This window comes from Streptomyces shaanxiensis (assembly GCF_039537145.1).
GTDB lineage: Bacteria > Actinomycetota > Actinomycetes > Streptomycetales > Streptomycetaceae > Streptomyces > Streptomyces shaanxiensis.
Map to the genome: position 1 here is coordinate 662839 of NZ_BAAAZY010000011.1, position 25988 is coordinate 688826.

The 25988-nt window shown below is 68.1% G+C and carries 22 protein-coding genes; 10 read left to right on the forward strand and 12 right to left on the reverse strand.

Annotated features, from left to right (window positions below; genetic code table 11):
• Positions 1 to 32: 32 nt before the first annotated feature.
• The 3 genes from gnd to dnaA form a co-directional block, all read right to left on the reverse strand.
• Complete coding sequence (gnd, locus tag ABD932_RS22760; RefSeq protein ID WP_250083618.1) at positions 33 to 908, reverse strand: phosphogluconate dehydrogenase (NAD(+)-dependent, decarboxylating); 876 nt, start codon at positions 906 to 908, stop codon at positions 33 to 35.
• Between the two features lie 178 nt (positions 909 to 1086).
• Complete coding sequence (gene dnaN / locus ABD932_RS22765; protein ID WP_250083623.1) at positions 1087 to 2217, reverse strand: DNA polymerase III subunit beta; 1131 nt, start codon at positions 2215 to 2217, stop codon at positions 1087 to 1089.
• A gap of 884 nt (positions 2218 to 3101) precedes the next feature.
• Entirely contained in the window at positions 3102 to 5060 is a 1959-nt protein-coding gene (dnaA, locus tag ABD932_RS22770) for a chromosomal replication initiator protein DnaA (protein ID WP_345015363.1), read from the reverse strand.
• A gap of 382 nt (positions 5061 to 5442) precedes the next feature.
• On the opposite strand from dnaA, the gene rpmH reads away from it, so the two are divergent.
• The 9 genes from rpmH (at position 5443) to ABD932_RS22815 (ending at position 12374) form a co-directional block, all read left to right on the forward strand.
• Positions 5443 to 5580 (forward strand): 50S ribosomal protein L34, encoded by a 138-nt coding sequence (gene rpmH / locus ABD932_RS22775; RefSeq protein ID WP_015659252.1) that lies wholly within the window; start codon positions 5443 to 5445, stop codon positions 5578 to 5580.
• Positions 5581 to 5601: 21 nt separating this feature from the next.
• Entirely contained in the window at positions 5602 to 5973 is a 372-nt protein-coding gene (rnpA, locus tag ABD932_RS22780) for a ribonuclease P protein component (RefSeq protein WP_345015364.1), read from the forward strand.
• Positions 5970 to 6323, forward strand: a complete 354-nt coding sequence (yidD, locus tag ABD932_RS22785) for a membrane protein insertion efficiency factor YidD (protein ID WP_126393500.1) — start codon at positions 5970 to 5972, stop codon at positions 6321 to 6323. The genes rnpA and yidD overlap by 4 nt, the downstream gene beginning before the upstream one ends.
• 3 nt (positions 6324 to 6326) lie before the next feature.
• The gene (gene yidC, locus ABD932_RS22790; RefSeq protein WP_345015365.1) at positions 6327 to 7598 is read left to right on the forward strand and encodes a membrane protein insertase YidC; all 1272 of its coding nucleotides are present in this window, start codon (positions 6327 to 6329) and stop codon (positions 7596 to 7598) included.
• A 15-nt stretch (positions 7599 to 7613) separates the two neighbouring features.
• Entirely contained in the window at positions 7614 to 8126 is a 513-nt protein-coding gene (locus tag ABD932_RS22795) for a Jag family protein (protein WP_250083643.1), read from the forward strand.
• A 125-nt stretch (positions 8127 to 8251) separates the two neighbouring features.
• The gene (gene rsmG / locus ABD932_RS22800; protein ID WP_345015366.1) at positions 8252 to 8968 is read left to right on the forward strand and encodes a 16S rRNA (guanine(527)-N(7))-methyltransferase RsmG; all 717 of its coding nucleotides are present in this window, start codon (positions 8252 to 8254) and stop codon (positions 8966 to 8968) included.
• A gap of 298 nt (positions 8969 to 9266) precedes the next feature.
• The gene (locus ABD932_RS22805) at positions 9267 to 10340 is read left to right on the forward strand and encodes a ParA family protein (RefSeq protein ID WP_079051223.1); all 1074 of its coding nucleotides are present in this window, start codon (positions 9267 to 9269) and stop codon (positions 10338 to 10340) included.
• Positions 10337 to 11434, forward strand: coding sequence for a ParB/RepB/Spo0J family partition protein (locus ABD932_RS22810; protein ID WP_345015367.1), 1098 nt, complete (start codon positions 10337 to 10339; stop codon positions 11432 to 11434). Before ABD932_RS22805 ends, ABD932_RS22810 begins: the two co-directional genes overlap by 4 nt.
• Before the next feature lie 322 nt (positions 11435 to 11756).
• Positions 11757 to 12374 (forward strand): GNAT family N-acetyltransferase, encoded by a 618-nt coding sequence (locus ABD932_RS22815; RefSeq protein WP_126393495.1) that lies wholly within the window; start codon positions 11757 to 11759, stop codon positions 12372 to 12374.
• 84 nt (positions 12375 to 12458) lie between these two features.
• On the opposite strand, the gene trxA is transcribed toward ABD932_RS22815, so the two are convergent.
• The 7 genes from trxA to ABD932_RS22850 all read right to left on the reverse strand — a co-directional run bounded on the left by trxA (position 12459) and on the right by ABD932_RS22850 (position 22219).
• Complete coding sequence (gene trxA / locus ABD932_RS22820; RefSeq protein WP_031484651.1) at positions 12459 to 12791, reverse strand: thioredoxin; 333 nt, start codon at positions 12789 to 12791, stop codon at positions 12459 to 12461.
• A gap of 41 nt (positions 12792 to 12832) precedes the next feature.
• On the reverse strand, positions 12833 to 13801 hold the full coding sequence (gene trxB, locus ABD932_RS22825; RefSeq protein WP_250083647.1) for a thioredoxin-disulfide reductase: 969 nt from the start codon (positions 13799 to 13801) through the stop codon (positions 12833 to 12835).
• Positions 13802 to 13971: 170 nt separating this feature from the next.
• The gene (locus ABD932_RS22830; RefSeq protein ID WP_345015368.1) at positions 13972 to 14895 is read right to left on the reverse strand and encodes an anti-sigma factor family protein; all 924 of its coding nucleotides are present in this window, start codon (positions 14893 to 14895) and stop codon (positions 13972 to 13974) included.
• A complete protein-coding gene (sigM, locus tag ABD932_RS22835) occupies positions 14892 to 15632 on the reverse strand; it encodes an RNA polymerase sigma factor SigM (RefSeq protein ID WP_250083650.1) in 741 nt (246 codons plus the stop codon). The genes ABD932_RS22830 and sigM overlap by 4 nt, the downstream gene beginning before the upstream one ends.
• Before the next feature lie 30 nt (positions 15633 to 15662).
• Positions 15663 to 17381, reverse strand: a complete 1719-nt coding sequence (locus ABD932_RS22840) for a protein kinase family protein (protein ID WP_345015369.1) — start codon at positions 17379 to 17381, stop codon at positions 15663 to 15665.
• A gap of 137 nt (positions 17382 to 17518) precedes the next feature.
• Positions 17519 to 19765, reverse strand: a complete 2247-nt coding sequence (gene murJ / locus ABD932_RS22845; protein ID WP_345015370.1) for a murein biosynthesis integral membrane protein MurJ — start codon at positions 19763 to 19765, stop codon at positions 17519 to 17521.
• Positions 19766 to 19810: 45 nt separating this feature from the next.
• Entirely contained in the window at positions 19811 to 22219 is a 2409-nt protein-coding gene (locus tag ABD932_RS22850) for a DUF6049 family protein (protein WP_345015371.1), read from the reverse strand.
• A 269-nt stretch (positions 22220 to 22488) separates the two neighbouring features.
• Here ABD932_RS22850 and ABD932_RS22855 point away from each other — a divergent pair, with 269 nt between their 5' ends.
• On the forward strand, positions 22489 to 23961 hold the full coding sequence (locus ABD932_RS22855) for a CCA tRNA nucleotidyltransferase (protein WP_345015372.1): 1473 nt from the start codon (positions 22489 to 22491) through the stop codon (positions 23959 to 23961).
• A gap of 85 nt (positions 23962 to 24046) precedes the next feature.
• Here ABD932_RS22855 and ABD932_RS22860 read toward each other — a convergent pair whose 3' ends face one another.
• Together ABD932_RS22860 and ABD932_RS22865 are read right to left on the reverse strand one after the other, a co-directional pair.
• The gene (locus ABD932_RS22860) at positions 24047 to 24592 is read right to left on the reverse strand and encodes an LppU/SCO3897 family protein (protein WP_345015373.1); all 546 of its coding nucleotides are present in this window, start codon (positions 24590 to 24592) and stop codon (positions 24047 to 24049) included.
• 109 nt (positions 24593 to 24701) lie between these two features.
• A complete protein-coding gene (locus ABD932_RS22865; protein WP_345015374.1) occupies positions 24702 to 25979 on the reverse strand; it encodes an MFS transporter in 1278 nt (425 codons plus the stop codon).
• Positions 25980 to 25988 lie beyond the last annotated feature (9 nt).

The window sequence follows — 25988 nt, forward strand, 5'->3', positions numbered from 1 at the left end:
CTCGTTGCCGACCGTCGCTGCTTCCCCGACGGTCACTTCGTCTCGACCGCGTGGCCGCCGAACTGGTTCCGCAGCGCCGCGATCATCTTCATCTGCGGAGAGTCTTCCTGACGGGACGCGAACCGCGCGAACAGCGACGCGGTGATCGCCGGCAGCGGCACCGCGTTGTCTATGGCGGCTTCCACAGTCCAGCGTCCCTCACCCGAGTCCTGTGCAAAACCCTTCAGCCTGTCCAGGTGCTCGTCCTCGTCGAGGGCGTTCACCGCCAGGTCCAGCAGCCAGGAACGGATGACTGTGCCCTCCTGCCAGGAACGGAAGACCTCCCGGACGTCGGTCACGGAGTCGACCTTCTCCAGCAGCTCCCAGCCCTCGGCATAAGCCTGCATCATCGCGTACTCGATGCCGTTGTGGACCATCTTCGCGAAGTGCCCCGCACCGACCTTGCCCGCGTGCACCGCACCGAAGTCACCCTTCGGCTTGAGGGCGTCGAAGATCGGCTCCACCTTCGCGACGTTCTCCGCGTCGCCGCCGTACATCAGCGCGTAGCCGTTCTCCAGGCCCCAGACGCCACCGGAGACCCCGCAGTCGACGAAGCCGATGCCCTTGGCCGCCAGCTCCTCGGCGTGCTTCTCGTCGTCCGTCCAGCGCGAGTTGCCGCCGTCGACCACGACGTCACCGGGCTCCAGCAGCTCGGCCAGCTCGTCGACGGTCGCCTGGGTCGGCGCACCCGCCGGGACCATGACCCAGACGACGCGCGGGCCCGAAAGCTTGCCCACAAGTTCTTCCAGGCTGTGGACATCCGCGAGGTCAGGGTTGCGGTCGTATCCGACGACGGTGTGGCCCGCGCGGCGGATCCGCTCGCGCATGTTGCCGCCCATCTTGCCGAGGCCGACGAGACCGAGCTCCATCAGTTGTGTTCCTTAGGTCGCTGAGGCGTGTGGGGCACTTCCGTACCCACGTACGACCCTAAACCCGGACGCTCACGCACAGCTGTGGGCATACGCGCTCATTCGTACGCCCTCACCTGCAGGTTTCCCCACAGGCCGGGCATCATCTTCTCCACGGCCTGTGGACAACTCCGGCCGCTCAGCCGCTCAGCCGCACCGGCATGATCAGGTACTTGTAGGCTTCGTCCGCCTCGGCGTCCAACGCCGGCTTGCCGCTCAGCAGCGCCGGCTTGGTGGACGTCGTGAACGCCAGCTGGGCCACCGGGGAGCCGATTTCCTTCAGGCCGTCCAGCAGGAAGTTCGGGTTGAAGGCGATCGAGATGTCATCGCCCTCCAGCTGTGCGTCCACCCTTTCAACAGCCTGTGCGTCGTCGCTGGAGCCGGCCTCCAGGATCAGCACGCCCTGCTCGAAGCTCAGCCGCACCGGGGTGTTGCGCTCGGCGACCAGGGCCACGCGCCTGACGGCTTCCTCGAAGGGGGCGGTCTCGATCACGGCGACGCTGTTGAACTCCGTCGGGAACAGCGTGCGGTACTTCGGGAGGTCGCCCTCCAGCAGACGGGTCGTCGTACGACGGCCGGCGCCCTCGAAGCCGATCAGGCCCTCGCCCGCGCCCGAGCCGGACAGCGCCAGAATGACGCTGTCACCGCTGGTCAGCGCCTTGGCGGTGTCCAGGAGCGTCTTGGCGGGCACCAGGGCGACGGCGGACGCCTCCGGGTTCTCCGGCTTCCACAGGAACTCACGGACCGCAAAGCGGTAGCGGTCGGTGGACGCCAGCGTCACCGTGTCGCCCTCGATCTCGATCCGCACACCGGTGAGGACGGGAAGCGTGTCGTCACGGCCGGCCGCGATGGCCACCTGCTGCACGGCGGACGCGAAGACCTCGCCGGGGACCGTGCCGGTCGCGTTCGGCATCTGCGGGAGCGCCGGGTACTCCTCCACAGGCAGCGTGTGGAGTGTGAACCGCGAAGAACCGCAGACCACGGTCGCCCGTACACCGTCTGTGGAAATCTCCACCGGGCGGTTGGGCAGAGCGCGGGAGATGTCCGCGAGGAGCCGGCCGGAGACGAGGACCGTGCCCTCCTCGTCGACCTCCGCCTCGACGCTCACACGCGCGGAGACCTCGTAGTCGAAGCTGGACAGGCTCAGCTGACCGTCCTCGGCCTTCAGCAGGAGGCCGGCGAGGACAGGCGCCGGCGGACGGGCCGGGAGGCTGCGCGCCGCCCAGGCCACTGCCTCCGCGAGTACGTCGCGTTCCACCCGGATCTTCACTGTTGCCGCCTCCTGCTGTTGCCGGCGCTTCTTCGGCCTGCCTGGCTTCGTCGTCTGTCTCGGTGTCGTCGGCCCCTGTGACGGGAAGGACACCGGGGAACAGTCTGACGCACCCCACTGACAGTAGGTGCCTCTCGGGGTCAAGTCGTGACGAGGGGCAGCCGGGAGCCGGACAGCGAGTTGTGCACAGGGCCCTCTTCGAAACGGATTCCCAGCTCTCTCTAGTTGGGAGTAGTAGTAGGGCCTGTGGATACCGTGGATAACCTCGTTTGCCCAGGTCAGGGCCGAGATTTTGTCCACGGGGCCTGTGGGCGGCGGCGGTGGACAACTGAGCATCTCTGTGGAGAACGGAAAGTTCTGCACACCCCATGCACAGCCTGAGGGGAGTTCTCCCCAGTGCCGTCCCCAGCTTTACCCACCTTTCCCACAGCCCAACCCGGCATCTTTGTGTGACGGCTTTCACTCGACTCGGTGAGAAGGCGCGTCGCGTTGCCGAACAGTGGACAGTGATGTGGAGAAGCTGGGGATCGCTGGGGACAACTGACCTCAGCCTGTGGGTTGCCCGTGGACAACTTTCTGCACAGCCTGTGGATCTCGGCTCTGTCCACAGTCTGTGGAGATCGTTCGTCCACGAATCCACACCCGGGTGACCTGGTCTGATGGTCTTTCAACAGCGGCCCCTGTGGACACAGTCTGGACAACTTCCCAGTCCCCAGGGTGTGGACGGGAAAAACTCACCGAATCTGTGGAGAGTGGCCGTAACGCGGCGCATATTCGAACAGCCGACGTCCGCGACATGACGAAGGGCGCCCCCGGAATCTCCTCCGTGGGCGCCCTCGGCGTCGTAGGACTGACTCGTCCGGCCGTCCTGGCGGCCGGCTCCGTCAGCCGTTCTTGATGCGGTTGGTCAGCTCGGTGACCTGGTTGTAGATGGAGCGTCGCTCGGCCATCAGGTTGCGGATCTTGCGGTCCGCGTGCATCACCGTGGTGTGGTCGCGGCCGCCGAACAGCGCGCCGATCTTCGGCAGCGACAGGTCCGTCAGCTCGCGGCAGAGGTACATGGCGATCTGGCGGGCGGTGACCAGCTGGCGGCCGCGGGAGCTGCCGCACAGGTCCTCGACCGTGAGGCCGAAGTAGTCGGCCGTGGCGCTCATGATGGCCGTCGAGGTGATCTCCGGCGTCGCGTCGTCGCCACCGGGGATCAGGTCCTTGAGGACGATCTCCGTCAGGCCCAGGTCGACCGGCTGGCGGTTGAGCGAGGCGAACGCCGTCACCCGGATCAGCGCGCCCTCCAGCTCGCGGATGTTGCGCGAGATGCGGGAGGCGATGAACTCCAGGACCTCCGGCGGGGCGTTGAGCTGCTCCTGCACCGCCTTCTTGCGGAGGATCGCGATGCGTGTCTCCAGCTCGGGCGGCTGGACGTCGGTGATCAGGCCCCACTCGAAACGGTTCCGCAGTCGGTCCTCCAGCGTGACCAGCTGCTTGGGCGGCCGGTCGCTGGAGAGCACGATCTGCTTGTTGGCGTTGTGGAGCGTGTTGAAGGTGTGGAAGAACTCCTCCTGCGTCGACTCCTTGTCCGCGAGGAACTGGATGTCGTCGACGAGCAGGATGTCCATCTCGCGGTAGCGCTTGCGGAAGCTGTCGCCCTTGCCGTCGCGGATGGAGTTGATGAACTCGTTGGTGAACTCCTCCGAGCTCACATAGCGCACGCGCGTGCCTGGGTAGAGGCTCCGCGCGTAGTGCCCGATCGCGTGCAGCAGGTGCGTCTTGCCGAGGCCGGACTCCCCGTAGATGAAGAGGGGGTTGTAGGCCTTCGCCGGTGCTTCGGCGACGGCGACCGCGGCGGCGTGCGCGAAGCGGTTGGAGGCGCCGATGACGAACGTGTCGAAGAGGTACTTCGGGTTCAGGCGCGCGGTCGGTTCGCCGGGTCCGGGTGCCGGTGCGGGCTGTGCGGCCAGCGGGCCGGGGGCGCCGGTGGTCGGCAGGTTGGCGCCGACGGGGCCGCCGCGGTGCACATGGCCGTGACCGGAGGGCGGTTCGGGCCGCTCGCGGCGGCTGCCCTGGTCGTAGTCACCGCGCGGCTGGTCGTAGTCGGGCCGCTGCTGGTCGTAGTCCGAGCGGTGTCCGTCGTAGTCGGAGCGGTGTCCGTCGTAGTCGGAGCGGCGTGTGTCGTAGGACGGCCGCTCCATCGGTTGGGGGCGGTAGTCCTGGGCGGGGGAGCCGTAGGAGTCCTGTGTGTAGGAGTCCTGCGACGGCGAGGCGTAGGGGTCCCGCTCCGGGAAGCCGAGCCGCTGTTGCTGCCAGCTGTACTCGTCCTGCGTCGGTCGCGGCCAGCTGCCGGGGGCGGGCTCGGGGCGCTGGTACTCGTTCGGGTAGGCCGGGCGCGCGGTGGGCAGCGGGTCGGCGGAGGCGCCGGGCATCTGGTCGTCGGCGCGGTGGCGGCCGTAGCCCTCGTACGAGGGGAGCTCGGGCTCCTCGTAGCGGGACTGGGGCGATGGGTGTCCCCCCTGCTCGTACGGAGCTGAGAGCTTGGGGGCGGAGGGCACCGGCGGGGCCGGGGGTTCGCCGGCGGAGTCGTCGACGGTGATCGCGATGCGGATCGGGCGGCCGCACTCGCGGCTCAGGGTCTCGCTGACGATGGGGGCCAGACGGCCCTCCAGTACGCCCTTCGCGAATTCGTTCGGTACGGCGAGCAGGGCGGTGTCGGCGACCAGAGCGAGGGGCTGGCAGCGCCGGATCCAGTGCTCGTCCTTCACCTCGACACCCTGTCCGCGGCCCTCGCCGAGGAGCTGCTCCAGTACTCGTGGCCACACTGCGGCAAGATCGGCAGGTACGTCAGCCACAGGGCACGCTCTCTCACGGGTCCCACGAACGTGTGATTGTGGGACGGGTCGGGGTTCAAACGGGTGGAGCCGGAATCAGGGGGACAAGGGAACGAATCGGAGTCCAGTCAAGGTAGTCAGGGCGGCGGGTGCGGTTCAAGTTGTTGTCCCCAGCCTGTGGATAGTGTCTCCCAGTGACCTCTGGTTTGACCGGATGGCGTAGCCGCGCGTACCGTAACCAGGTCGAGTTGTCGATGGCTGCTGCCGCCTGCCTCCGATGGGCACAGATCGCGTAAAGGTGATCGGTAAGCGGTGCACTCGGGCGTAACGCGAGCTACTCGTGGGCGCACGGTGACAGCCAGGACGGCACCCGCAAACCCCGATTTATTTCTGGAGCCCCCGAGTGAGCAAGCGCACCTTCCAGCCGAACAACCGTCGTCGCGCGAAGACCCACGGCTTCCGCCTGCGGATGCGCACCCGTGCCGGTCGCGCGATTCTCGCGAACCGTCGTGCCAAGGGTCGCGCCAGCCTGTCCGCCTGATTCCGGTCAGGTCATGCCGTCGTGCTGCCCACCGAGAACCGGCTGAGGCGGCGCGAGGACTTCGCGACCGCAGTTCGACGAGGACGCCGGGCAGGACGCCAGCACCTCGTCGTCCACCTTCGTAGCGGTGCCACGGACCCGCACGCGCCTGGGGAGAGCGCTCCCCCGACGCGTGCGGGTTTCGTCGTGAGCAAGGCTGTGGGAGGCGCGGTCGTGCGGAACAAGGTGAAGCGCAGGCTTCGCCATCTGATGCGCGACCGAGTCGACCAGCTGCCCCCCGGTAGCCTGGTAGTCGTACGAGCGCTGCCCGGTGCGGGTGACGCCGACCATGCACAGCTGGCCCGAGACCTGGATGCCGCTCTGCAGCGGCTGCTGGGAGGGGGCGCGCGATGAAGTACCCGCTGCTGGCTCTGATCAAGCTGTACCAGTGGACGATCAGTCCGCTGCTCGGGCCGGTCTGCAAGTACTACCCGTCGTGTTCCCACTACGGCTATACGGCCATCGACCGGCATGGTGCGATCAAGGGCACAGCGCTCACCGCCTGGCGCATCCTGCGGTGCAACCCGTGGTCGCTGGGTGGTGTGGACCATGTCCCGCCGCGCAAGCGTCCGCGGTGGCACGAGTTGCTGCGCAATGCGTGGCGTGCACGGAAGGGCGGGCCCTCCGCCGCCGAAACGGCCACCGAGGAGAATGTTCCTTCGAGCCCGGCCGCAGAGACCTCGTCCCATGCGCAAGGAGCATGATTAGTGGACACGATTGCCAGCCTCTTCAGCTTCATCACGACACCCGTTTCCTGGGTCATCGTCCAGTTCCACAAGGTGTACGGCGCCCTCTTCGGCCCTGACACCGGGTGGGCCTGGGGCCTGTCCATCGTGTCCCTGGTGATTCTGATCCGTATCTGCCTGATCCCGCTCTTTGTGAAGCAGATCAAGGCGACCCGGGCCATGCAGACGCTCCAGCCCGAGATGAAGAAGATCCAGGAGCGCTACAAGAACGACAAGCAGCGTCAGTCCGAAGAGATGATGAAGCTGTACAAGGAGACGGGTACCAACCCGCTCTCCTCGTGCCTTCCCATCCTGGCGCAGTCGCCATTCTTCTTCGCCCTGTACCACGTGCTCAACAGCATCGCGAACAACGACACCATCGGTGTGATCAACGAGAGCCTGCTGAAGAGCGCGCAGCAGGCGCACATCTTCGGGGCTCCGCTGGCCGCGAAGTTCACCGACAGCTCCGCGGACGTCGCGGCGCTCGAGGCCTCACTGACCACCGTCCGCATCGTCACCGCGGTCATGATCGTCCTGATGTCGGCGTCGCAGTTCTACACGCAGCGCCAGCTGATGACGAAGAACGTCGACACCACGGTGAAGACGCCGTTCATGCAGCAGCAGAAGATGCTGATGTACATCTTCCCGGTCATGTTCGCCGTCTTCGGTATCAACTTCCCCGTCGGTGTCCTCGTCTACTGGCTGACCACCAACGTGTGGACCATGGGCCAGCAGATGTACGTCATTCACAACAACCCGACCCCGGGTTCCAAGGCTCAGGCCGCGTACCTGGAGCGCCTGCACAAGCACGTAACGAACCACGGCAAGACGCGTGGTCGTGGTGAGAAGGCCATCGTCAAGGCGATCGTGGCCAAGGGCCGCGACCGTAACGAGTACGAGCGCAAGTTCATCAACGGCCTGAACAAGGCGGGTCTCGCGGCGCAGGCCGACGGCAGCGTGATCAAGAGCGAGGGTGCTGTCGCCACCGTGGCCGAGGACGGTACGCCGACCACTGCGGCTGCTCCCAAGCGTCAGCAGCCGAAGCGGCAGAGCAAGTCCCAGCGTCAGTCCGGCGGTGCGAAGCACGCCGATGAGCCGACGTCGCTCAAGAAGTCCGACGACGAGCCTGAGGACGCCAAGCCCGACGCTGCCAAGAAGGCCGCTCAGAAGCCTGGTGGCAGCACTCGCAGCAAGGCCCAGTCCGGGCAGCGCAAGGGCGGCCCGCAGCGCCCCAAGTCCCCGTCCAAGAAGTAAGAAGGAGCCCATCCCGTGACGGAAGGCACCACCTCCGCCGCTGCCGAGGGTGCAGACACCCTGACCCGCCTGGAGCAGGAGGGTGAGATCGCGGCGGACTACCTCGAGGGTCTGCTCGACATCGCCGATCTCGACGGCGACATCGATATGGACGTCGAGGCCGACCGCGCCGCTGTCTCGATCATCAGCGACGCGGGCGGCCGAGACCTGCAGAAGCTGGTCGGTCGTGACGGCGAGGTGCTGGAGGCACTGCAGGAGCTCACGCGCCTGGCCGTGCACCGGGAGACCGGGGACCGCAGCCGCCTGATGCTGGACATCGCGGGTTATCGGGCCAAGAAGCGTGCCGAGCTCTCCGAGCTGGGCGCCAAGGCCGCCGCCGATGTGAAGAACACCGGCGAGCCTGTGAAGCTGAAGCCGATGACGCCGTTCGAGCGCAAGGTCGTGCACGATGCGGTGAAGGCGGCGGGCCTGCGAAGCGAGTCGGAGGGCGAGGAACCGCAGCGGTTCGTCGTCGTGCTGCCCGCTTGATCGGCCCTTAGGTTCTCCCGGCCCCGTCTGCCCGCAGGCGGGGCCGAACTTTGTCAGCCTGATAGTTCTGGTGGTTCTGGTGTCGGCGCCGGGTGCGCCGGCGCCGTACGGAAGGACGGTCCCCCGTGACGGAGGCAGCGGAGCTTCCCCCTGTGCCCGAGAAGGCACGTGAGGTGTTCGGCGATCGCTTCGCTGATGCGGTCCGCTATGCCGAGCTGCTCGCCGAGGCGGGTGTGCAGCGTGGTCTGATCGGCCCGCGTGAGGTGCCCCGCTTGTGGGAGCGGCATCTGCTGAACTGTGCGGTGCTCTCCGAGGTTGTTCCCGAGGGCGTGACGGTGTGCGACGTCGGTTCGGGGGCCGGCCTGCCCGGCATTCCCCTGGCGCTTGTCCGGGAGGACCTGAAGATCACGCTGCTGGAGCCCCTGCTGCGGCGTACGAACTTTCTGATGGAAGTCGTGGAGCTGCTGGGGCTGGACCATGTGACGGTCGTCCGTGGTCGCGCTGAGGAGGTCATGGGGAAGCTGCCGCCGGTGCATGTCGTGACCGCGCGTGCGGTGGCTCCGCTGGATCGGCTGGCCACGTGGGGGATCCCGTTGCTGCGCCCGTACGGCGAGATGCTGGCGCTGAAAGGCGACACAGCGGAGGAGGAGCTGAAGAGTGCTGCGACGGCTCTGAGCAAGCTGGGCGCGGTCGAGACGTCGATCCTGCATGTCGGGGAGGGCGTGGTGGATCCGATGTCCACGGTCGTGCGCGTCGAGGTCGGGGAGAGTCCGGGCGGTGTGCGCTTCGCTGCGAAGCGGGCGAAGGCGGCCAGGACGGGACGTGCTCGTCGGCGCCGCTGATCCGTCCTGACGACGAGACGTACTCCACACAAGCTGGCAAACCTATGCATGCCGGAGTGTCGCGACAGTTCGGCTCCATCTGCTGTGCATCGTGTTTCACGTGAAACGTCGCTCACTGCTGCATGGCATCATCAGCCGTGGCCGCGCTGCGGCCGAACCTCGCGACCGAAAGCCCCTCGGTTCTCTCGGAGACGGTCCTTCCGGTGACGCTCCGTCCTCCTGGAGGGGCACGGAGTTTTCCACAGAGGTGGATTTCTCCACAGAACAACAGGCCTCACTGGTTCACGACCCCGAAGACATGGGAGGCTCTGTTCATTGCGAGCCTGAAGTCGAGGAGAGTGAATCCTTGCGGTCCGACGCCAACATCGCGGGACCGATGACCGATCCGGTCCCCGGTCCCCGTACCGAGTCGATGGGGGAGGATGTTTCACGTGAAACACCGCCCCCGATGGACGACACTCCCATCGGTCGTGCTGCCCAACTGGCGGTGGAGGCTCTAGGCCGTGCCGGCGAGGGCCTGCCACGGCCCGAGCAGACCCGCGTCATGGTGGTTGCCAACCAGAAGGGTGGCGTGGGCAAGACGACGACGACCGTCAACCTTGCCGCGTCGCTGGCCCTGCATGGCGGCCGTGTGCTGGTCATCGACCTCGACCCGCAGGGCAACGCGTCCACTGCCCTGGGGATCGACCATCACGCCGAAGTTCCCTCCATCTATGACGTGTTGGTCGAGAGCAAGCCGCTCGCGGAAGTCGTCCAGCCGGTCCCCGACGTCGAGGGCCTCTTCTGTGCCCCGGCCACGATCGATCTCGCCGGTGCGGAGATCGAGCTGGTGTCCTTGGTGGCACGTGAGAGCCGACTGCAGAGGGCGATCCAGGCCTACGAGCAGCCGCTGGACTACATCTTGATCGACTGCCCGCCCTCGCTCGGCCTGCTGACGGTCAACGCGCTGGTGGCCGGGCAGGAGGTCCTGATCCCGATCCAGTGCGAGTACTACGCGCTGGAGGGCCTGGGCCAGTTGCTGCGCAACGTCGACCTCGTACGGGGGCACCTCAACCCTGCCCTGCATGTATCGACGATCCTGCTCACCATGTACGACGGCCGGACGCGGCTTGCGTCACAGGTCGCGGACGAGGTGCGCAGCCACTTCGGCGACGAGGTGCTGCGAACGAGCATTCCGCGCTCGGTCCGTATCTCCGAGGCGCCGAGTTATGGACAGACAGTGCTGACCTACGATCCGGGGTCGAGCGGTGCCCTGTCCTATCTTGAGGCGGCACGAGAAATCGCGCTGAAGGGTGTCGGCGTCAGTTACGACCCGACGCACGCCCATATCGGCGCCCAGAGCAACCCGAGCATGGTGGAGGGGATCCAGTGAGCGAGCGACGGAGGGGGTTGGGCCGTGGTCTCGGCGCACTGATCCCTGCAGCACCGACGGAGAAGACGGTGGCCCCGGCCCCGGTGGGGGGAGCTGCCCCCACGTCCCCGGCCGCTGTCCCGGTGCTGTCCGAGCGCGGGGTGGCCGCGGCCAAGGTGGCCACGCTGCCGCATGTTTCACATGAAACCGAGGAGCCCTCGCTGGGCGGCGCCGTGGAGACGCCCGCGGCTCCCATGGGCGCACACTTCGCGGAGATCCCCCTCGATGCGATCACGCCGAACCCGCGGCAGCCCCGTGAGGTCTTCGACGAGGACGCGCTGCAGGAGCTCGTCACTTCCATCCAGGAAGTCGGACTCCTTCAGCCGATCGTCGTACGGCAGATCGGTCCCGCACGCTACGAGCTCATCATGGGCGAGCGGCGCTGGCGGGCCTGCCGTGAGGCCGGCCTCGACGCGATCCCCGCGATCGTGCGGGCCACGGACGATGAGAAGCTTCTCCTGGACGCGCTCCTGGAGAACCTGCACCGCGCTCAGCTGAACCCGATCGAAGAGGCCGCTGCTTACGATCAGCTGCTGAAGGACTTCAACTGCACGCACGACCAGTTGGCGGACCGCATCGGCCGTTCCCGGCCGCAGGTCTCCAACACCCTGCGACTGCTGAAGCTTTCGCCCAAGGTCCAGAACCGGGTGGCCGCCGGAGTCCTCTCCGCCGGGCATGCGCGGGCGCTCCTTTCTGTCGAGGACCCGGAGGAGCAGGAGCGGCTTGCTTACCGGGTGGTGGCCGAGGGCCTGTCGGTGCGGTCCGTCGAGGAGATCGTGACGCTGATGGGCTCGCGCCCGCAGAAGACTCAGCGTGCCAGGGGGCCGCGGGCCGGCTCGGTGCCCTCCCCGGCGCTGTCCGACCTCGCGACCCGGCTCTCGGATCGCTTCGAGACGCGGGTGAAGGTCGAGCTGGGCCAGAAGAAGGGCAAGATCACCGTCGAGTTCGCCTCTCCGGATGACCTCGAGCGAATCCTCAGCACGCTCGCTCCGGGCGAGAAGCTGGCTCTTCAGAAGAGCCTTCTGGACGATGACACGGAGGACTCCGAGGGCTGACGCCCGATGGGCCGGGTTTCGCCTCCTGACCTATCTGCGCGGGCCGTGTTCCGGTACACACCGGAACACGGCCCGCTCTTTGCTCTCTGGCTGGTGTCGATGGAAACGCATCGTGGATACGATGCGTTTGGGTATGGCGCATCCACCTGGCAGACCTCTTAGGGGAGGCGGGGTCCATGCGAACGGTGAGCCGCACCGGACTGGTGAGCGCGGGTCTTGGGTTGGGCGCGGTCGGCGGGTTCGTCGGCAGCCTGCTCAGGGAACGTAACGCCCTGACAGCCGCTCGCGACGCCGCGGGCGAAGGAAGCGAGGAACAGCCTTCATGGGGCGTCGGCTCGTACCGCTCACGCTGGACAACCTTCAGGACCTTCCCAAGCGTTGCCGCGCGTGTGTCTTCTGGGAATTGGACACGGTCAGCGGTGAAGCCGCGGTAAAAGCGGGGACACCCGCCCTCGAGAAGGAAGCGTGGATCTCCGCAGTTCTGCTGGACTGGGGATCCTGCGGGCGGGTCGTCTACGTCGACGACGTGCCGGTGGGCTTCGTGCTGTACGCGCCTCCGGCCTACGTGCCCCGCGCGACGGCGTTTCCCACGAGCCCTGTCTCACCGGACGCGGTGCAGCTGATGACCGCGTTCATCATGCCGGGCTACCAAGGCCAGGGACTGGGCCGGGTGATGGTCCAGACGGTTGCCAAGGATCTGCTGCGGCGGGGCTTCAAGGCGATCGAGGCCTTCGGCGACGTGCGCTGGAAAGAGCCGGCGTGTGTGCTGCCCGCAGACCATCTCCTGGCCGTGGGCTTCAAGACGGTGCGCCCGCATCCCACCGTTCCGCGTCTGCGTCTGGAGCTGCGGACGACGCTGTCCTGGAAGGAAGACGTGGAGATGGCGATCGATCGGCTGCTGGGGGCCGTGCAGAAGGAGCCGGCCTTGCGGCCTCTCTAGAGCCGACGCGGTGCTCTAGCGGGTCTATCCAAAGCGAATGGGCCAACCCGCTCGGGTTGGCCCATTCGTGTTTCACGTGAAACGTCACTCGGCGATGAAGTCCTCAAGGTCGCGGAGGATCGCGGCCTTCGGCTTGGCGCCGACGATGGTCTTGGCGACTTCGCCGTTGTGGTAGACGTTCAGCGTCGGGATGGACATGACGCCGTACTTGGCGGCCGTACCCGGGTTCTCGTCGATGTTGAGCTTGACGATCTCGATCTTGTCGCCGTGCTCGGCGGCGATCGCCTCGAGGGACGGCGCGATCTGGCGGCACGGGCCGCACCAGGCGGCCCAGAAGTCCACCAGGACGGGCTTGTCGCTCTTGAGGACGTCCTGCTCGAAGGAGTCGTCGGTCACATTCTTCAGGGTGCCGGCCACGGCGGGCTCCTTAACTGTTTGGTGCGTGGGGCGGGTGGGGGTCAGACAGAAGTCTTCTCGGGCTCGGCGTTCTCCTCGTCCGCGAGGGCGGCGAGGAAACGCTCAGCGTCGAGGGCGGCGGAGCAGCCAGTGCCGGCTGCGGTGATCGCCTGGCGGTAGGTGTGGTCCACCACGTCGCCGGCGCCGAAGACGCCGGTCAGGTTGGTGCGCGTGGAGGGGGCGTCGACCTTGAGGTAGCCCTCCTCGTCCAGCTCCAGCTGGCCCTTGAACAGCTCGGTGCGCGGGTCGTGGCCGATCGCGATGAACAGGCCGGTGACCGCCAGGTCCGAGAGCTCGCCGGTCTTGACGTTGCGCAGCTTCAGGCCGGAGAGCTTCTGGTCGCCCTGGACCTCGGCGACCTCGCTGTCCCAGACGAACTTGATCTTCGGGTCGGCGAAGGCGCGGTCTTGCATCGCCTTGGAGGCGCGAAGGGTGTCGCGGCGGTGGACGATCGTCACGGACTTGGCGAAGCGGGAGAGGAAGGTGGCCTCTTCCATCGCAGTGTCGCCGCCGCCGATCACGGCGATGTCCTGGTCCTTGAAGAAGAATCCGTCACAGGTGGCACACCAGGAGACACCGCGGCCGGAGAGGGCGTCCTCGTTCGGCAGGCCGAGCTTGCGGTGCTGCGAGCCGGTGGCGACGATGACGGCCTTCGCACGGTGGACCGTGCCTGCGGTGTCGGTGACGGTCTTGATCTCACCGGTGAGGTCGACGTTGACGATGTCGTCCGGGACCAGCTCGGCTCCGAAGCGCTCGGACTGGGCACGCATGTTGTCCATGAGCTCGGGGCCCATGATCCCGTCCTGGAAGCCCGGGAAGTTCTCCACCTCGGTGGTGTTCATGAGCGCACCACCGGCGGTGACGGCGCCCTCGAACACCAGCGGCTTCAGCGACGCGCGCGCGGTGTAGAGCGCCGCCGTGTAGCCGGCGGGCCCGGAGCCGATGATGATCACGTTACGGACGTCGCTCACGGCTTGATTCCTCGTCTCTGGAATACCTCGTCGGACCGGTGGGAGCCCCTTTCAGAACTCTCACCCCACCCAACGGATCCTAAGGGGCGCGCATTCCCACTGTGTCCGGGCACACGGTGACGCCACACTGCGGGGGTTGCCGCTTCGGACAGAGACGAACCGCCAGCCTCTCAGCGGCGAGTGAAGGAGTCCGTCAGGAGGACCTCGGCCGTCGTGGACGACGCATGCTTCACGCAGGTCGCGTCCATGACGTAGACCGTGACTCGGCTGACATCAGAGGCGTCGCGCAGCACAACGAGGAGAGCGTCCTTGCCCTTGTAGACGCCTTCCTCGGCGGCAAGGGCCGGGTCGTTGCGGCCGATCCCCTTGCGGATGCAGTCGGGCACCGTGATCTCGCGGAAGATCCTGGGGCTCGCGGGGTCGGGCTCGCCCACCGCGCCCAGGCTGCGGTCCGGCTTCTGGGAGCTACCGGTGGAGCTCTCGCTCTTGGCGAGGAGGTCGGAGACCTGATTCTCCAGCTTCGCCGCCGAGAAGGTGTCAGCGGTGCTCTGACCCCCGTCGGCCGACGGACCGGACCCTGCGCCGCCCATCAATGAGGTCAGCAGCACAGAACCGAGTCCCAGGGCGGCGGCCGTGAACGCGGCGCTCAGTACGGCGACCCTCCGCCGCCCGCCCTTCTGGCGGTTCTTGCGGCCGGGGCCGGTAGTCGAGGAGCGTGCGTGTCCCGCCGGACGTCCTGCTGCCGATGTTTCACGTGAAACATGCGCACTGTCGTCCCCGCCGGAGGCCGAGGGGGCAGTGCCGACGAACTTCGGCTGGTCGAGGTCGTCGGGCGCCGTGGCACTCAGCAGAGCCTCTGCGGCGAGGGCGGCGTCGATGCGTTCGGCGACATCGTTGGGCATGCGTGCCGGGCCGGGAAGCGTGCCGAGCAGCCCCCGGATCTCCTCCAGCGATGCGTGGACGTCCGCGCACAGCTCGCACTCGTTCAGATGCCGTCGAAGGGCGGCGGTCCTGGACGGGGGGAGAAGGCCCTCGGTGAGGTCGGAGATCTCGGCGACGTCCGGGTGCCCGGCCGTGTCCGTCGTGGATGTCACGCTCGCCCACCTCCGCCCTTCACTGCAGCTGAATCACTCGGCCCGGTATCGCGCGGATCCCTTGCTTGTGTCCCCGTGGCAGGTGGACCCGCTGCCGGTGGGACGGATGTCCCCTGCGTCCGGTTCCGCCTCTCGCCGGAGTCCTTGCCGTCTCCGGCATTTTCCGGCCGCAGGTGGGTGAGGAGAGGCAGGAGTCTGGCTCTGCCGCGCGCGCAGCGGCTCTTGACGGTGCCGGTCGGCACGTCGAGGATTCGGGCCGCTTCGGCGACGGGGTAGCCCTGCATGTCCACCAGGACGAGCGCCGCCTTCTGGTCGGGCGGCAGCGTGCCGAGCGCTTCCAGGAGCTGGCGATGCAGATCGTTGCGCTCCGCGGGCGCCGAAGCGGACTCGTGCGGCTCCAGAAGCTGCTCGAGGCGTTCGGTGTCGTCGACCGGGGAGGTCTTCCGGGAGGCCGCTTTACGGGCGCGGTCCAGGCAGGCGTTCACGGTGATCCGGTGCAGCCACGTCGTGACGGCCGACTGGCCCCGGAAGGTGTGGGCGGCCCGGTAGGCGGAGACGAGGGCGTCCTGGACGGCGTCAGCGGCTTCCTCGCGGTCCCCGAGCGTCCGCAGGGCCACTGCCCAGAGCCGGTCGCGGTGACGCCGTACGAGCTCACCGAAGGCATCCCGGTCGCCCGCTACGTGGCGGGCCAGGAGGTCCTGGTCGCTCGCATCGCGGTTCGCGGTGCCCTCTGCCATCGGACCCCCTCCCGTTGGGCGTGGTGAGCTCTAGCCGGTGAACTTCAGGTCGGTGATGGCCTGCTTGAATCCGGAGCCGCTGTACTGGTCTCCGTCCGCGTGGGGCAGAGCGGTGAGCCATACGAGAACGTACTGGGTCTTCACCGACTTGGTGACCTCCACCGTCGCACTGGTGCCGCTCGTTGTGACGGTGCCGATCTTCTCCATCGAGTCCAGCGACGAAGGTGTCAGGGAGTCCGCCGCGTAGAGCGTGACGGTGGTGTGGTCGCCGGGGTACAGCAGCCCTATCGACGCGGCCGACACCGCCTGAGCCGATCCGAGGTCGTAGACGATCCCGACACCGGGCTTGTAGGCGGGGTTCATGGCCGGCCCGTCGACGAAGCTCTTGGTCCGCCAGTACGTGGAGCTGCTGCCGTCGTACGTCTTCGCCACGTCCTCCGGAGCCTGGGCCCCGCCCTTCGCGACGAACTCCTGGGCGTTCTGAATCTTGATCTGCTGGACCGGCTTGGCGTTGTCGCCGTTCTTGTCGTTGTCGTCCGTCGTCTGCGTCTGGTTGGTGTCGTCGGACTTGTTGCCCTGGTCCATGAGCGCATCCGCCAACTGCCAGCTGCCGAGGCCCAGGGCGGCGATCAGGAGGGCCGACACGGCCCACTTCAGGGCCTTGCCGGTGCGGCTCTGCAGCGGGGGCGGCGGGGTCGGCACCGGCTGGGTGGCACCAGGGTGCTGCGTCTGGCGGCCGTACGTGCCCTGCTGGTAGGTCGTGCGCTGATAGTCCGGCGGGGCCGTGAACGAAGGCTCCGGCGGGCGGATGCGGGGCATCTCACCGATCGCCTTCACCAGTTCCTCCGGCGTGGTGCACGCGGACTCGTGCCGGGAGGCGGTCGCGCCGTTGTTGGCCAAGGCGCGCATGGTGAGTTCCGACAGGCCGCGGTGAACGCCGGCGCGTACCTGGTCGGGGGCGATCAGACCGACGTCCTTGGGCAGCCCGGACAGGCCGTAGGCGTCGCTCTCGTAGGGCCAGCGCTGGGTGAGCGCGGCGTACAGCAGTGCGCCGATGGCCTCCGTGTCGGTGCGCTGCGGGGTTTCGGAGTTGATGCCGCGCAGGGCGGCGTTCACCGCGAGGCCGCGGATGCGCCACTGACCGGACGAAGTGCGCAGCACGGCGTTCGGGTTGAGACGCAGATGGGCCAGGCCCTCGCGGTGGGCGGCGGCCATGGCGGCGGACACCTGAGTGACCATCTGGTAGGCCTCGTAGACCTCCAGAGGGCCGGACGCGAGGAGCGTGCTCAGCTCGGTGGCGTCGGGGAGCCACTCATGGACGACGTAGACCAGGTCGTTCTCCTCGACGGCGTCGAGGACTTGGACGAAGCGGGGGTCGCCGAGCAGTGCCGAGGAGCGGGCCGCGGCCAGAACGGAACGGGCCCGTGTGTGGTCCGCCGGCAGGATGTGCACGCCGACGGCGCGACGGAGTTTCTCGTCGACCGCGCGCCAGCTGCTGAAACCGTCCAGACGGGTGACGCACTCCTCGAGGCGGTAGCGTCTGGCGAGTTTGTGACCGCTGTGCAGTTCGGGTGGTGAGGCCTTTCCGGGACTCTCGGTCCCGCCACTCCCCTGTGCCTCGTCGGTGTCCGTGTCCCGCTCCCGATTCTTGGCCACCCCGTCGGCCGTGGACTGGTCCGCCTGTGCGGTCAGCGGCTCGTCGCCGCTGTTGTCTGCCACGTCGACGGCAGCCGTGCTCCGTTCCGCCACCGTCGTTCCTGCCTCCCCATCCATTGCGCGCCGTACGACTTCGTGCGCGCCGTCCGACGCCGAAACCAATTGTGCCCACAGTCCGCCGCTATGCACGACACACGGTGGCGGACGATGGTTGTGCGCGTACCCCAGCTTCAGCGACCCAGGCGCCCGCGGACCATGCCGACCAGTGAGTTCAGTTCCTCGATGCGCATCTTGCGGGCGGCGACGAAGAAGACCACGAACAGCACGACTCCACCTCCCAGCAGAGCGGCGAAGGAGCCGAGGACGCCCTGACCGAGGGTCCGGCCGATGCCGTAGCAGGCCGCACCGCTCAGCAGTGCCGCGGGCACCGACGCGATGCAGAGTCTGGCGTAGGTCCGCATCACCCGGGCGCCGTCCAGGTCGCCGCCGAGCTTCTTGCGCAGCCGGTTCCAGGCGACGCCGACGCCGATCGCGTAGGCCAGGCCGTACGCGGCGGCCATGCCGACCACGGCCCAGCGGGCCGGGAGCACGAAGTAGCAGGCGGCCGAGACGGCGGCGTTGCCGGCCGCCACGATAACCGTGTTGTAGAAGGGGGTCCGGGTGTCCTCGTAGGCGTAGAAGGCACGCAGCACGACGTACTGCACCGAGTAGGGGATCAGGCCGAGGCCGAAGGCCATCAGCATGAAGCCCATGTTCGTGGCCTCGCTCGTGCCCGAGGAGCCGAACATCAGCGTGCACATCGGGATGCCCAGCGACAGGAAGCCGAAGGCGAGCGGCACGATCGCGACCGCTGTGGTGCGCAGGCCCTGGGAGATGTCGTCGCGTACGGCGCCCGAGTCGTCCTCGGCGGCCGAACGCGAGATACGTGGCAGCAGGGCGGCCATCAGAGAGACGGTGATGATGGCCTGCGGGAGGCCCCAGATGAGCTGGGCGTTGGCGTAGGCGGCGTAGCCGGTGCCGTCGACGCCGGAGTCGATGCCGGCGGAGGTGGACAGCTGGGTGACCACGAGGGCACCCGCCTGGTTGGCCAGGACGAACAGGATCGTCCACTTGGCCAGCATGGCCGCCTTGCCGAGGCCATGGCCCTTCCAGTCGAAGCGCAGGCGCAGCCGGAAGCCGGTCTCGCGCAGGTAAGGGATCATCGCCAGGGCCTGGACGACCAGGCCGAGGAGAATGCCGACGCCGAGGAGCCGCTGCCCCTCCGGCGGAATGTTCGTGACCCTCATGCCGGAGTGCTCGGCCGTGCCGTACACCCACAGGAACGCGCCGAGCGTCACGATGATGACGATGTTGTTCAGGACCGGCGTCCACATCATCGCGCCGAAGCGGCCGCGGGCGTTGAGGATCTGTCCCATCACCACATGGACGCCCATGAAGAAGATCGAGGGCAGGAAGTAGCGGGTGAAGGTGACCGCGACGTCGTTGGCCGCGGGGTCGCCGGCCACGGGGTTGGACAGTGCGCGGACCAGATACGGCGCGCCGACCATCGCGAGGGCGGTGAGTGCGGCGAGCGCCACCATCACCAGGGTCAGCAGGCGGTTCGCGTACGCCTCGCCGCCGTCTTCGTCGTCCTTCATGGCGCGTACGAGCTGGGGCACGAAGACGGAGTTGAGGCCGCCGCCGACGGTCAGGATGTAGATCATCGTCGGCAGTGTGTAGGCGACCTGGAAGGAGTCGCCGAGCAGGCCGAGGCCCAGTGCCGAGACGATCATCATGGACCGGACGAAGCCGGTGAGCCGGGAGACCAGCGTGCCCGCCGCCATCACCGCGCTCGACTTCAGCAGACCGCCGACCCGTCCGCTCTTCTTGGCGGCCGGAGCTGGAGCGGGTTCCGGAGCGGGCGCGGGGGGATCGGCTGCGGGAGGCGGCGTAGTGGATCCCTGGTACGGGCCCGCGGCGGGCGCCGGCGAAGGGCCCGGAACGGCCGGGGGCTGCTGGTACTGCGGATGACCGCCCTGCTGCTGGTCCCGGAAGAGGTGAGCGAAGGCGTCGTGCTCCTGGTGCCCCTCGGTGGAGTGCGTGACGAGGTCGTCGACGCCCACGTACTGGGTCGTACGGGGGTCGTCGCCGTAGGGCATGTACTGGTTCGGGCCCTCCGGCTCAGGGGCCGGGGTCTGGGCCCACACCTGCGGGTCGGGGGCGTACGGCGACTGGGGCGGCTGGGCGTACAGCTGCTGCGGCTGCTGGTACGTGCCCGGCGGGGGCGGCGGGTGCGCGGCACGGTCGTAGAGCGCCTCGGCGACCGGGTCCTGGGCGGAGAGGTCCTGTGCCCGGTAGGGGTCCTGGTCGTAGGCGTCCTGGAGGTACATGTCCGCGGGGTGCTGCGGCGGTACCTGGCCCTGCTCGGGCGGCGGGCCCTCGGGGTGCCCCGAGCTGCCCGCGGCCTGGCCGCGGTCACCGTCGTACGGCGCGTTCATGGTTACCCCACCTCATCGTCCCGGGCCCACTTGCCACGACATCGCTCAACGGTCCACTCTCTCACCCGTGCCGGACGGGTCGGCGCTTTCCACTGGGGTGTCCGGTGTCGGGTCACTCTGCTGCTCCGGGGCGTCTGCCCGGGTTCGGGTGACCGACTCCTCCTCGAGGAGGTCCTCGGGCGTGAGACGGCCCTCGGGGCCTTCCGGGTTCTCCGGTTCGCCGTCGGTCTCACTCGCCTCCTGGGAGGCGTCCTGCTCGGCGTCGCGGGCGGCCGCGCGCTTGCGCTGCGTGTACATACGGAATCCGGCGAGGACGAGCAGGAGGAAGCCGCCGCCGATGACCAGCATCACGGTGGCCGTGAACTCGGTGACCTTCACGTCGAAGGTGACCGGTGCGCCGTACGGCTGGCCGTCCTCCGTGAACAGCTGGGCGACGACCGCCGCCTGACCGTTGGCCTGAGCCGACGTGGTGAACTTCACCGTCTGGCTGTGCCCGCCGGAGACCTCGACGGGCTGTTCGTAGTAGCGCTCGCCGTTGATCTCGAGGCGCCTCGGGTTCTCCGAGGTGAGCCGGAGCACCAGGTGCTCGACGCCCTGGACCAGGTTGTTCTGCACCGTCACGGGGATCGTGGCGCTGCGTCCGGAGAGCTTGGTGTCGGACTTCTCGATCAGTGTGACCTGGCCGGCCAGGGAGTCGATGTACGCCTCGATGCCGTTGCGGTAGTCGGCTGCCTCGCCGGAGCGGCCGCGCCACGACGTGGACATCTCGCGGTTCATGGCCCGCCCGAAGGGGGTCACCACGCGGGACTCCCTGCTGAGGATCACCTTGAACTTGTCGAGCTTGTCCTGCGTGGTCGCGATCTGCTCGAAGGCCGCGCGCGGCAGCTCCTGCTTGCGCAGGGAGGAGGGGTATGCGGATGCTGCCGGCACCTTCGTGGTGGCACCGGAGTCGGGCTTGGCCGTGGCCGCGGCCGTGAGCTCCTGGGACTCGGACCATGTGCCGTCCTGGAGCGCCTTCACCGCCTCGGCCATCGCCTGGGCCTGGCTCGCCGTCGGCATCCGCTGCGGGGCGACGACGATGCTGCGCTGCTTGTCCACCTGGAGATTGAGGGCCAGGCTCTGGGCGAGGAACCGCTGCACGGTGAGCGTCGAGCTCGACGCCCTTGTCAGGTTCCCCTGGAACAACGTCGACATCCGTGCGTCCGCGACCACCGCTGTCGTGCCGCCGCCGATGGGACGGGCCGCGGAGGGTGTGTAGGGCAGGCCGCCGGTCTCCACGAGGCTGTCGTTGCGGGCGATCACCTTGTCCGCGCCGGCGGAGGTGGCGACCTTGACGATGGACGGGTCGACGGCGCCGTTGACGGGCCAGGCGAAGTCGGTGGTCGGCTGCACGTGGAGGACCGAGTCGACCGTGTCGGCGGCGACGTCGGTGGCCTCCTTGAGATGGCTCAGCGAGCCGGTGACGTTCGTGCCGTTGTGGGCCAGGGAGGCCACGTCGGGATCGGCGAAGGGCAGGGCGACGACTTCCTTGTCCTGCACCGCCTCCTGCAACTCGACCAGCCACTGCCTGGCGACCTCGCGGTGGGCGCCCGCCGTGGTCGTGTCGCCCTCGCCCTGGACGCGATAGCTCTCCGTCATGGCGTCCACGGAGGCCAGCAGGTCGGGGTCGATCACCCAGGTGACATCGAGCTCCTTGCCCAGCGACACGAGCTGTTGCAGCCGGCCGCCCGCGGAGATCTCCTCGGCGAGGGCGTCGTCACGGAAGACAGGAGTCTGCTCCTCGTTCGAGCCCGTCTGCGCCGTCATGTGCGCGGTGGAGACGAGTGGCCACAGAACGGTCGTCCGCGTCTTCGTGTCGGCCTCGTCGGGCTGCCACGGCAGGAACGTCCGCTGGATGCCCAGCACCTGCTCCCAGGGCCGCGCGGACGTCTCGCCCGACAGCGAGACGGAGAACTGGTAGACCCCATCCCCACCGAGGTCCAGCTTGTCGACCGGCACGGAGATGCTGAAGCGCTGGGCGACGCCCGGCGTGAGCTTGGAGAACTCCTTGACGTACTTCCCGCCCACCGGCGACCCGTCGAGGCCTGCCTGGTAGTCGGTGCGCTCGGCGACCGTGTCGATCTCGGAGCGTGTGTTCAGGGCGGGGCCCAGGAGCAGGTCCACCTGTGCGTCGGTGACCGCCTGCTTGCCCTTGTTGGTCACCGTGCCGGACACGGTCAGCGTGTCGCCTTCACCGGGAACGGTCGGAGTGAGCGAGTCCACAGCGACGGCCACCGTGCCGGAGCCGGAGGCGGCCTTCAGGGAGTCCTGCCCGGCAGCGTGCGTGGGCGCGGCGGCGGGCAGCTGGAGCAGGCCGGCCAGCAGAGGTGCTCCGGCGAACAGTGCTCCTGTCCGCCGCAGCCACCGGCGGGCAGGTGAGGGACTCGTCCCTTGGAAGTCTGCCGCCTCGGCCACGCGCTCGCCCGTCCCTCGTCGTCGTCAGTGGTCGTCGGAATGTGCGTCCAGGCATGGTAACGATGCGCGCTGAGGGGAAGTGCCGCGGAGTGCTCCGCAAGATCGGGCCGCGGCGTCGGCCTGTCCCCTATGTGTAGGTATAAAGCGGAGCGTTTCCCTGCGCCTCAAGAGCAGTCCTTGTGCACGTATGGATAGACGTGTCTGTGCACGCGTAGTGCACGTCTAATGGAGGAGCTCGCGGCCGCCGGGGCCACGTACCCTCTTCTGTTGTGCCGAACGCCAACGAAGACAAGCCCAGTGTCCTGAGTCAGGTGCAGCACCGCGCGGTGAGTGAACTGCTGCGGGTCGCCCCTGTCGCCGACGACCTTGCCCGCCGCTTCCAGGACGCCGGGTTCTCACTCGCGCTGGTCGGTGGATCGGTCCGGGACGCGCTGCTCGGTCGGCTCGGCAACGACCTGGACTTCACGACCGATGCCCGCCCCGAGGACGTACTGAAGATCGTGCGCCCGTGGGCCGACGCCGTGTGGGACGTCGGGATCGCCTTCGGCACGGTCGGTGCGCAGAAGCGTGCCCGCGACGGAGCTGTTGACCGGAACTTTCAGATCGAGGTGACGACCTACCGGTCGGAGGCCTACGACCGCACCTCCCGCAAGCCCGAGGTGTCGTACGGCGACTCCATCGAGGAGGACCTCGTCCGGCGCGACTTCACGGTGAACGCGATGGCCGTCGCGCTGCCGGAGAAGGAGTTCATCGATCCGCACGGTGGGCTGGAGGACCTCGCAGAGCGTGTGCTGCGCACTCCGGGCACCCCCGAGGAGTCCTTCTCGGACGACCCGCTGCGCATGATGCGGGCGGCGCGCTTCGCGGCGCAGCTCGACTTCGAGGTGGCTCCCGAGGTCGTGACGGCCATGACGGAGATGGCCGGGCGTATCGAGATCGTTTCGGCGGAGCGGGTGCGGGACGAGCTGAACAAGCTGATCCTCTCCGCTCACCCGCGCAAGGGCCTGACGCTGCTGGTCGACACCGGGCTCGCCGCGCACGTGCTGCCGGAGCTGCCGGCCCTGCGTCTGGAGAGCGACGAACATCACCGGCACAAGGACGTCTACGAGCACACGCTGATCGTCCTGGAGCAGGCGATGGCGCTGGAGGAGAACGGACCCGACCTGGCCCTGCGGCTGGCCGCCCTGCTGCATGACATCGGCAAGCCGCGCACGCGCCGGTTCGAGAAGGACGGCCGGGTCTCCTTCCACCACCATGAGGTGGTCGGCGCGAAGATGACCAAGAAGCGCATGACCGCGCTCAAGTACTCCAACGAGCTCGTGAAGGACGTCTCACGTCTGGTCGAGCTCCACCTGCGCTTCCATGGCTACGGCACCGGCGAGTGGACGGACTCCGCCGTCCGCCGCTACGTCCGGGACGCGGGCCCGCTCCTGGACCGCCTCCACAAGCTGACCCGCTCGGACTGCACAACGCGGAACAAGCGCAAGGCGGCCGCCCTGTCGCGTGCCTACGACGGCCTGGAGGAACGGATCACCCAGCTCCAGGAGCGGGAGGAACTGGACGCCATCCGCCCCGACCTCGACGGCAACCAGATCATGGAGATCCTCGGCGTCGGTCCCGGGCCCGTCATCGGCCGTGCCTACAAGCACATGCTGGAGCTGCGGCTGGAGAACGGGCCGATGGAGCACGACGAGGCGGTGGCCGCGCTCAAGGAGTGGTGGGCGCAGGAGCCAGAGGCCTGAGCCGAGCCGACAGACGAAGAGCGGCGCCATGTTTCACGTGAAACATGGCGCCGCTCTTCGATGTTTCACGTGAAACAACGACCGATCAGAGGTCCTTGAGGCACAGCAGGAACTCGTCGTCGCTGGTTCCTGTCCGCATCGTCTCGGTGTAGACGCTGGTCGCCCCTTCGACCTTGCTGCACTCGGTGTCGGCGGTGATCGCGGTGTAGTGACCCTTGATCTTCTTGAGTACCTTCACCTCGGCCTCGGAGGAGGAGCAGTCCACGACCTCCAGCTTGTCGTCCGAGACCGACGACGACGGAGCCTTCAGGCAGTCACCCGCCTCGGCGTTCTTGGCGTCGTCCTGGCTCATTATGTAGCCGACGACGATCATGATGGCGACGATCACGACAGCAGCGACGTTCTTGATCGTCTTGAAGTTGAACCTGCGGCCCGGCTGCTGCGGCGGAACCGGCGCGTACGGTGCCGCCCCTTGCGGGGGGAAGCCCGGCTGGCCCGGCTGCTGCGGGTACCCGCCCTGGGGCGGGTACGGGGCCTGACCCTGGGGCTGACCGTAGGCCTGCTGGGCCTGCTGGCCGTACGGGTTCTGGCCCTGGGCGTACGGGTTGCCCTGGGGCGGCGGAGTTGTCACTTGGGGGTCCCCCTAGAACATGGATGCGTGACGCGTGCAATGCGCGCAATAAGACGCACGTAAATTACCGGCCACCACTGACAGCCCTGTAACCGAGGGGGACTCTGTGTCATTGATGTGACACGGCGCGGCGTTCATAGCGGGCCATAGCCACAGCAACTGCCGCGTAGATAACGGCGACTGTGACCAGGAGAGATGCCGAGCGGCCGTCCGGCGGCAGTATCAGGGCGGCCACGCCCGCGGCGCTGACGAACGCGACGTTGAACAGCACGTCGTAGACGGAGAAGATCCGGCCACGGAAGCCGTCCTCGACCGAGGTCTGCACGATCGTGTCCGTCGCGATCTTCGCCCCCTGCGTCGTCAGACCCAGGACGAATGCCGCCACCAGCATGGGAGTTGTGGCGAACGGGAGGCCGAGCGCGGGGACCAGGACGGCCGCTGCCGCCGCGCACACCACGATCCAGCGGCCCGGGCCAAGTCGCCCCGCCGACCAGGGTGTTGCCACGGCCGCGGCGAAGAATCCAGCGCCCGAGATGGCCAACGCCAGCCCCAGCAGGGCGAGTCCGTCATCGGCGTTCGAGGTGAAGGCGTATCGGCAGAGCATCAGCAGGGTGACCAGCAGGGCGCCGTAGCAGAAGCGCATCAGGGTCATGGTGAGCAGCGCCCAGGCTGCCTCCCGGCGCGGCGGAGTGGCGAGATGGCGCACGCCTGCCGCGAGATCGTGCGCGGTGCCGGAGAGGGCCGCTCGGAGGCGCGGCTGCGTCAACACGCGGTCGGGGCCCAGCAGTTCCCGTGACATACGCAGTGACGCCAGCCCCGCGCACAGGTACAGGGCGGCGCCCACCAGCACCACGGCGGCATCGGAGTCCCAGACCAACAGCCGTACGACGAAGGCCAGACCGGCGCCCACGGTCGCGGCGAGCGTTCCCGCGGTCGGGGAGAGGGAGTTGGCGATCACGAGACGCTCTTCGTCGACCACGCGCGGGAGGGCGGCGGACAGGCCGGACAGGACGAAGCGGTTGACGGCGGTGACGCACAGGGCGGAGACGTAGAAGAGCCAGTCCGGGACCTCGGTGATGATCAGGATGGCCGTGGCCGAGGCCAGGACGGTGCGCAGCAGGCTGCCGTACAGGAGAACCTGGCGGCGGCGCCAGCGGTCCAGCAGGACGCCGGAGAACGGGCCCACCAGGGAGTACGGCAGGAGCAGTACCGCCATCGCGGAGGCGATCGCGGCGGCCGAGGTCTGTTTCTCCGGGGAGAAGACGACGTATGTGGCGAGCGCGGTCTGGTAGACGCCGTCGGCGCCCTGCGAGAGCAGGCGTACGGAGAGCAGGCGCCGGAAGTTCCGGAAGCGCAGCAGGACCCGCAGGTCGCGTACGACGGACATGGGGCACAG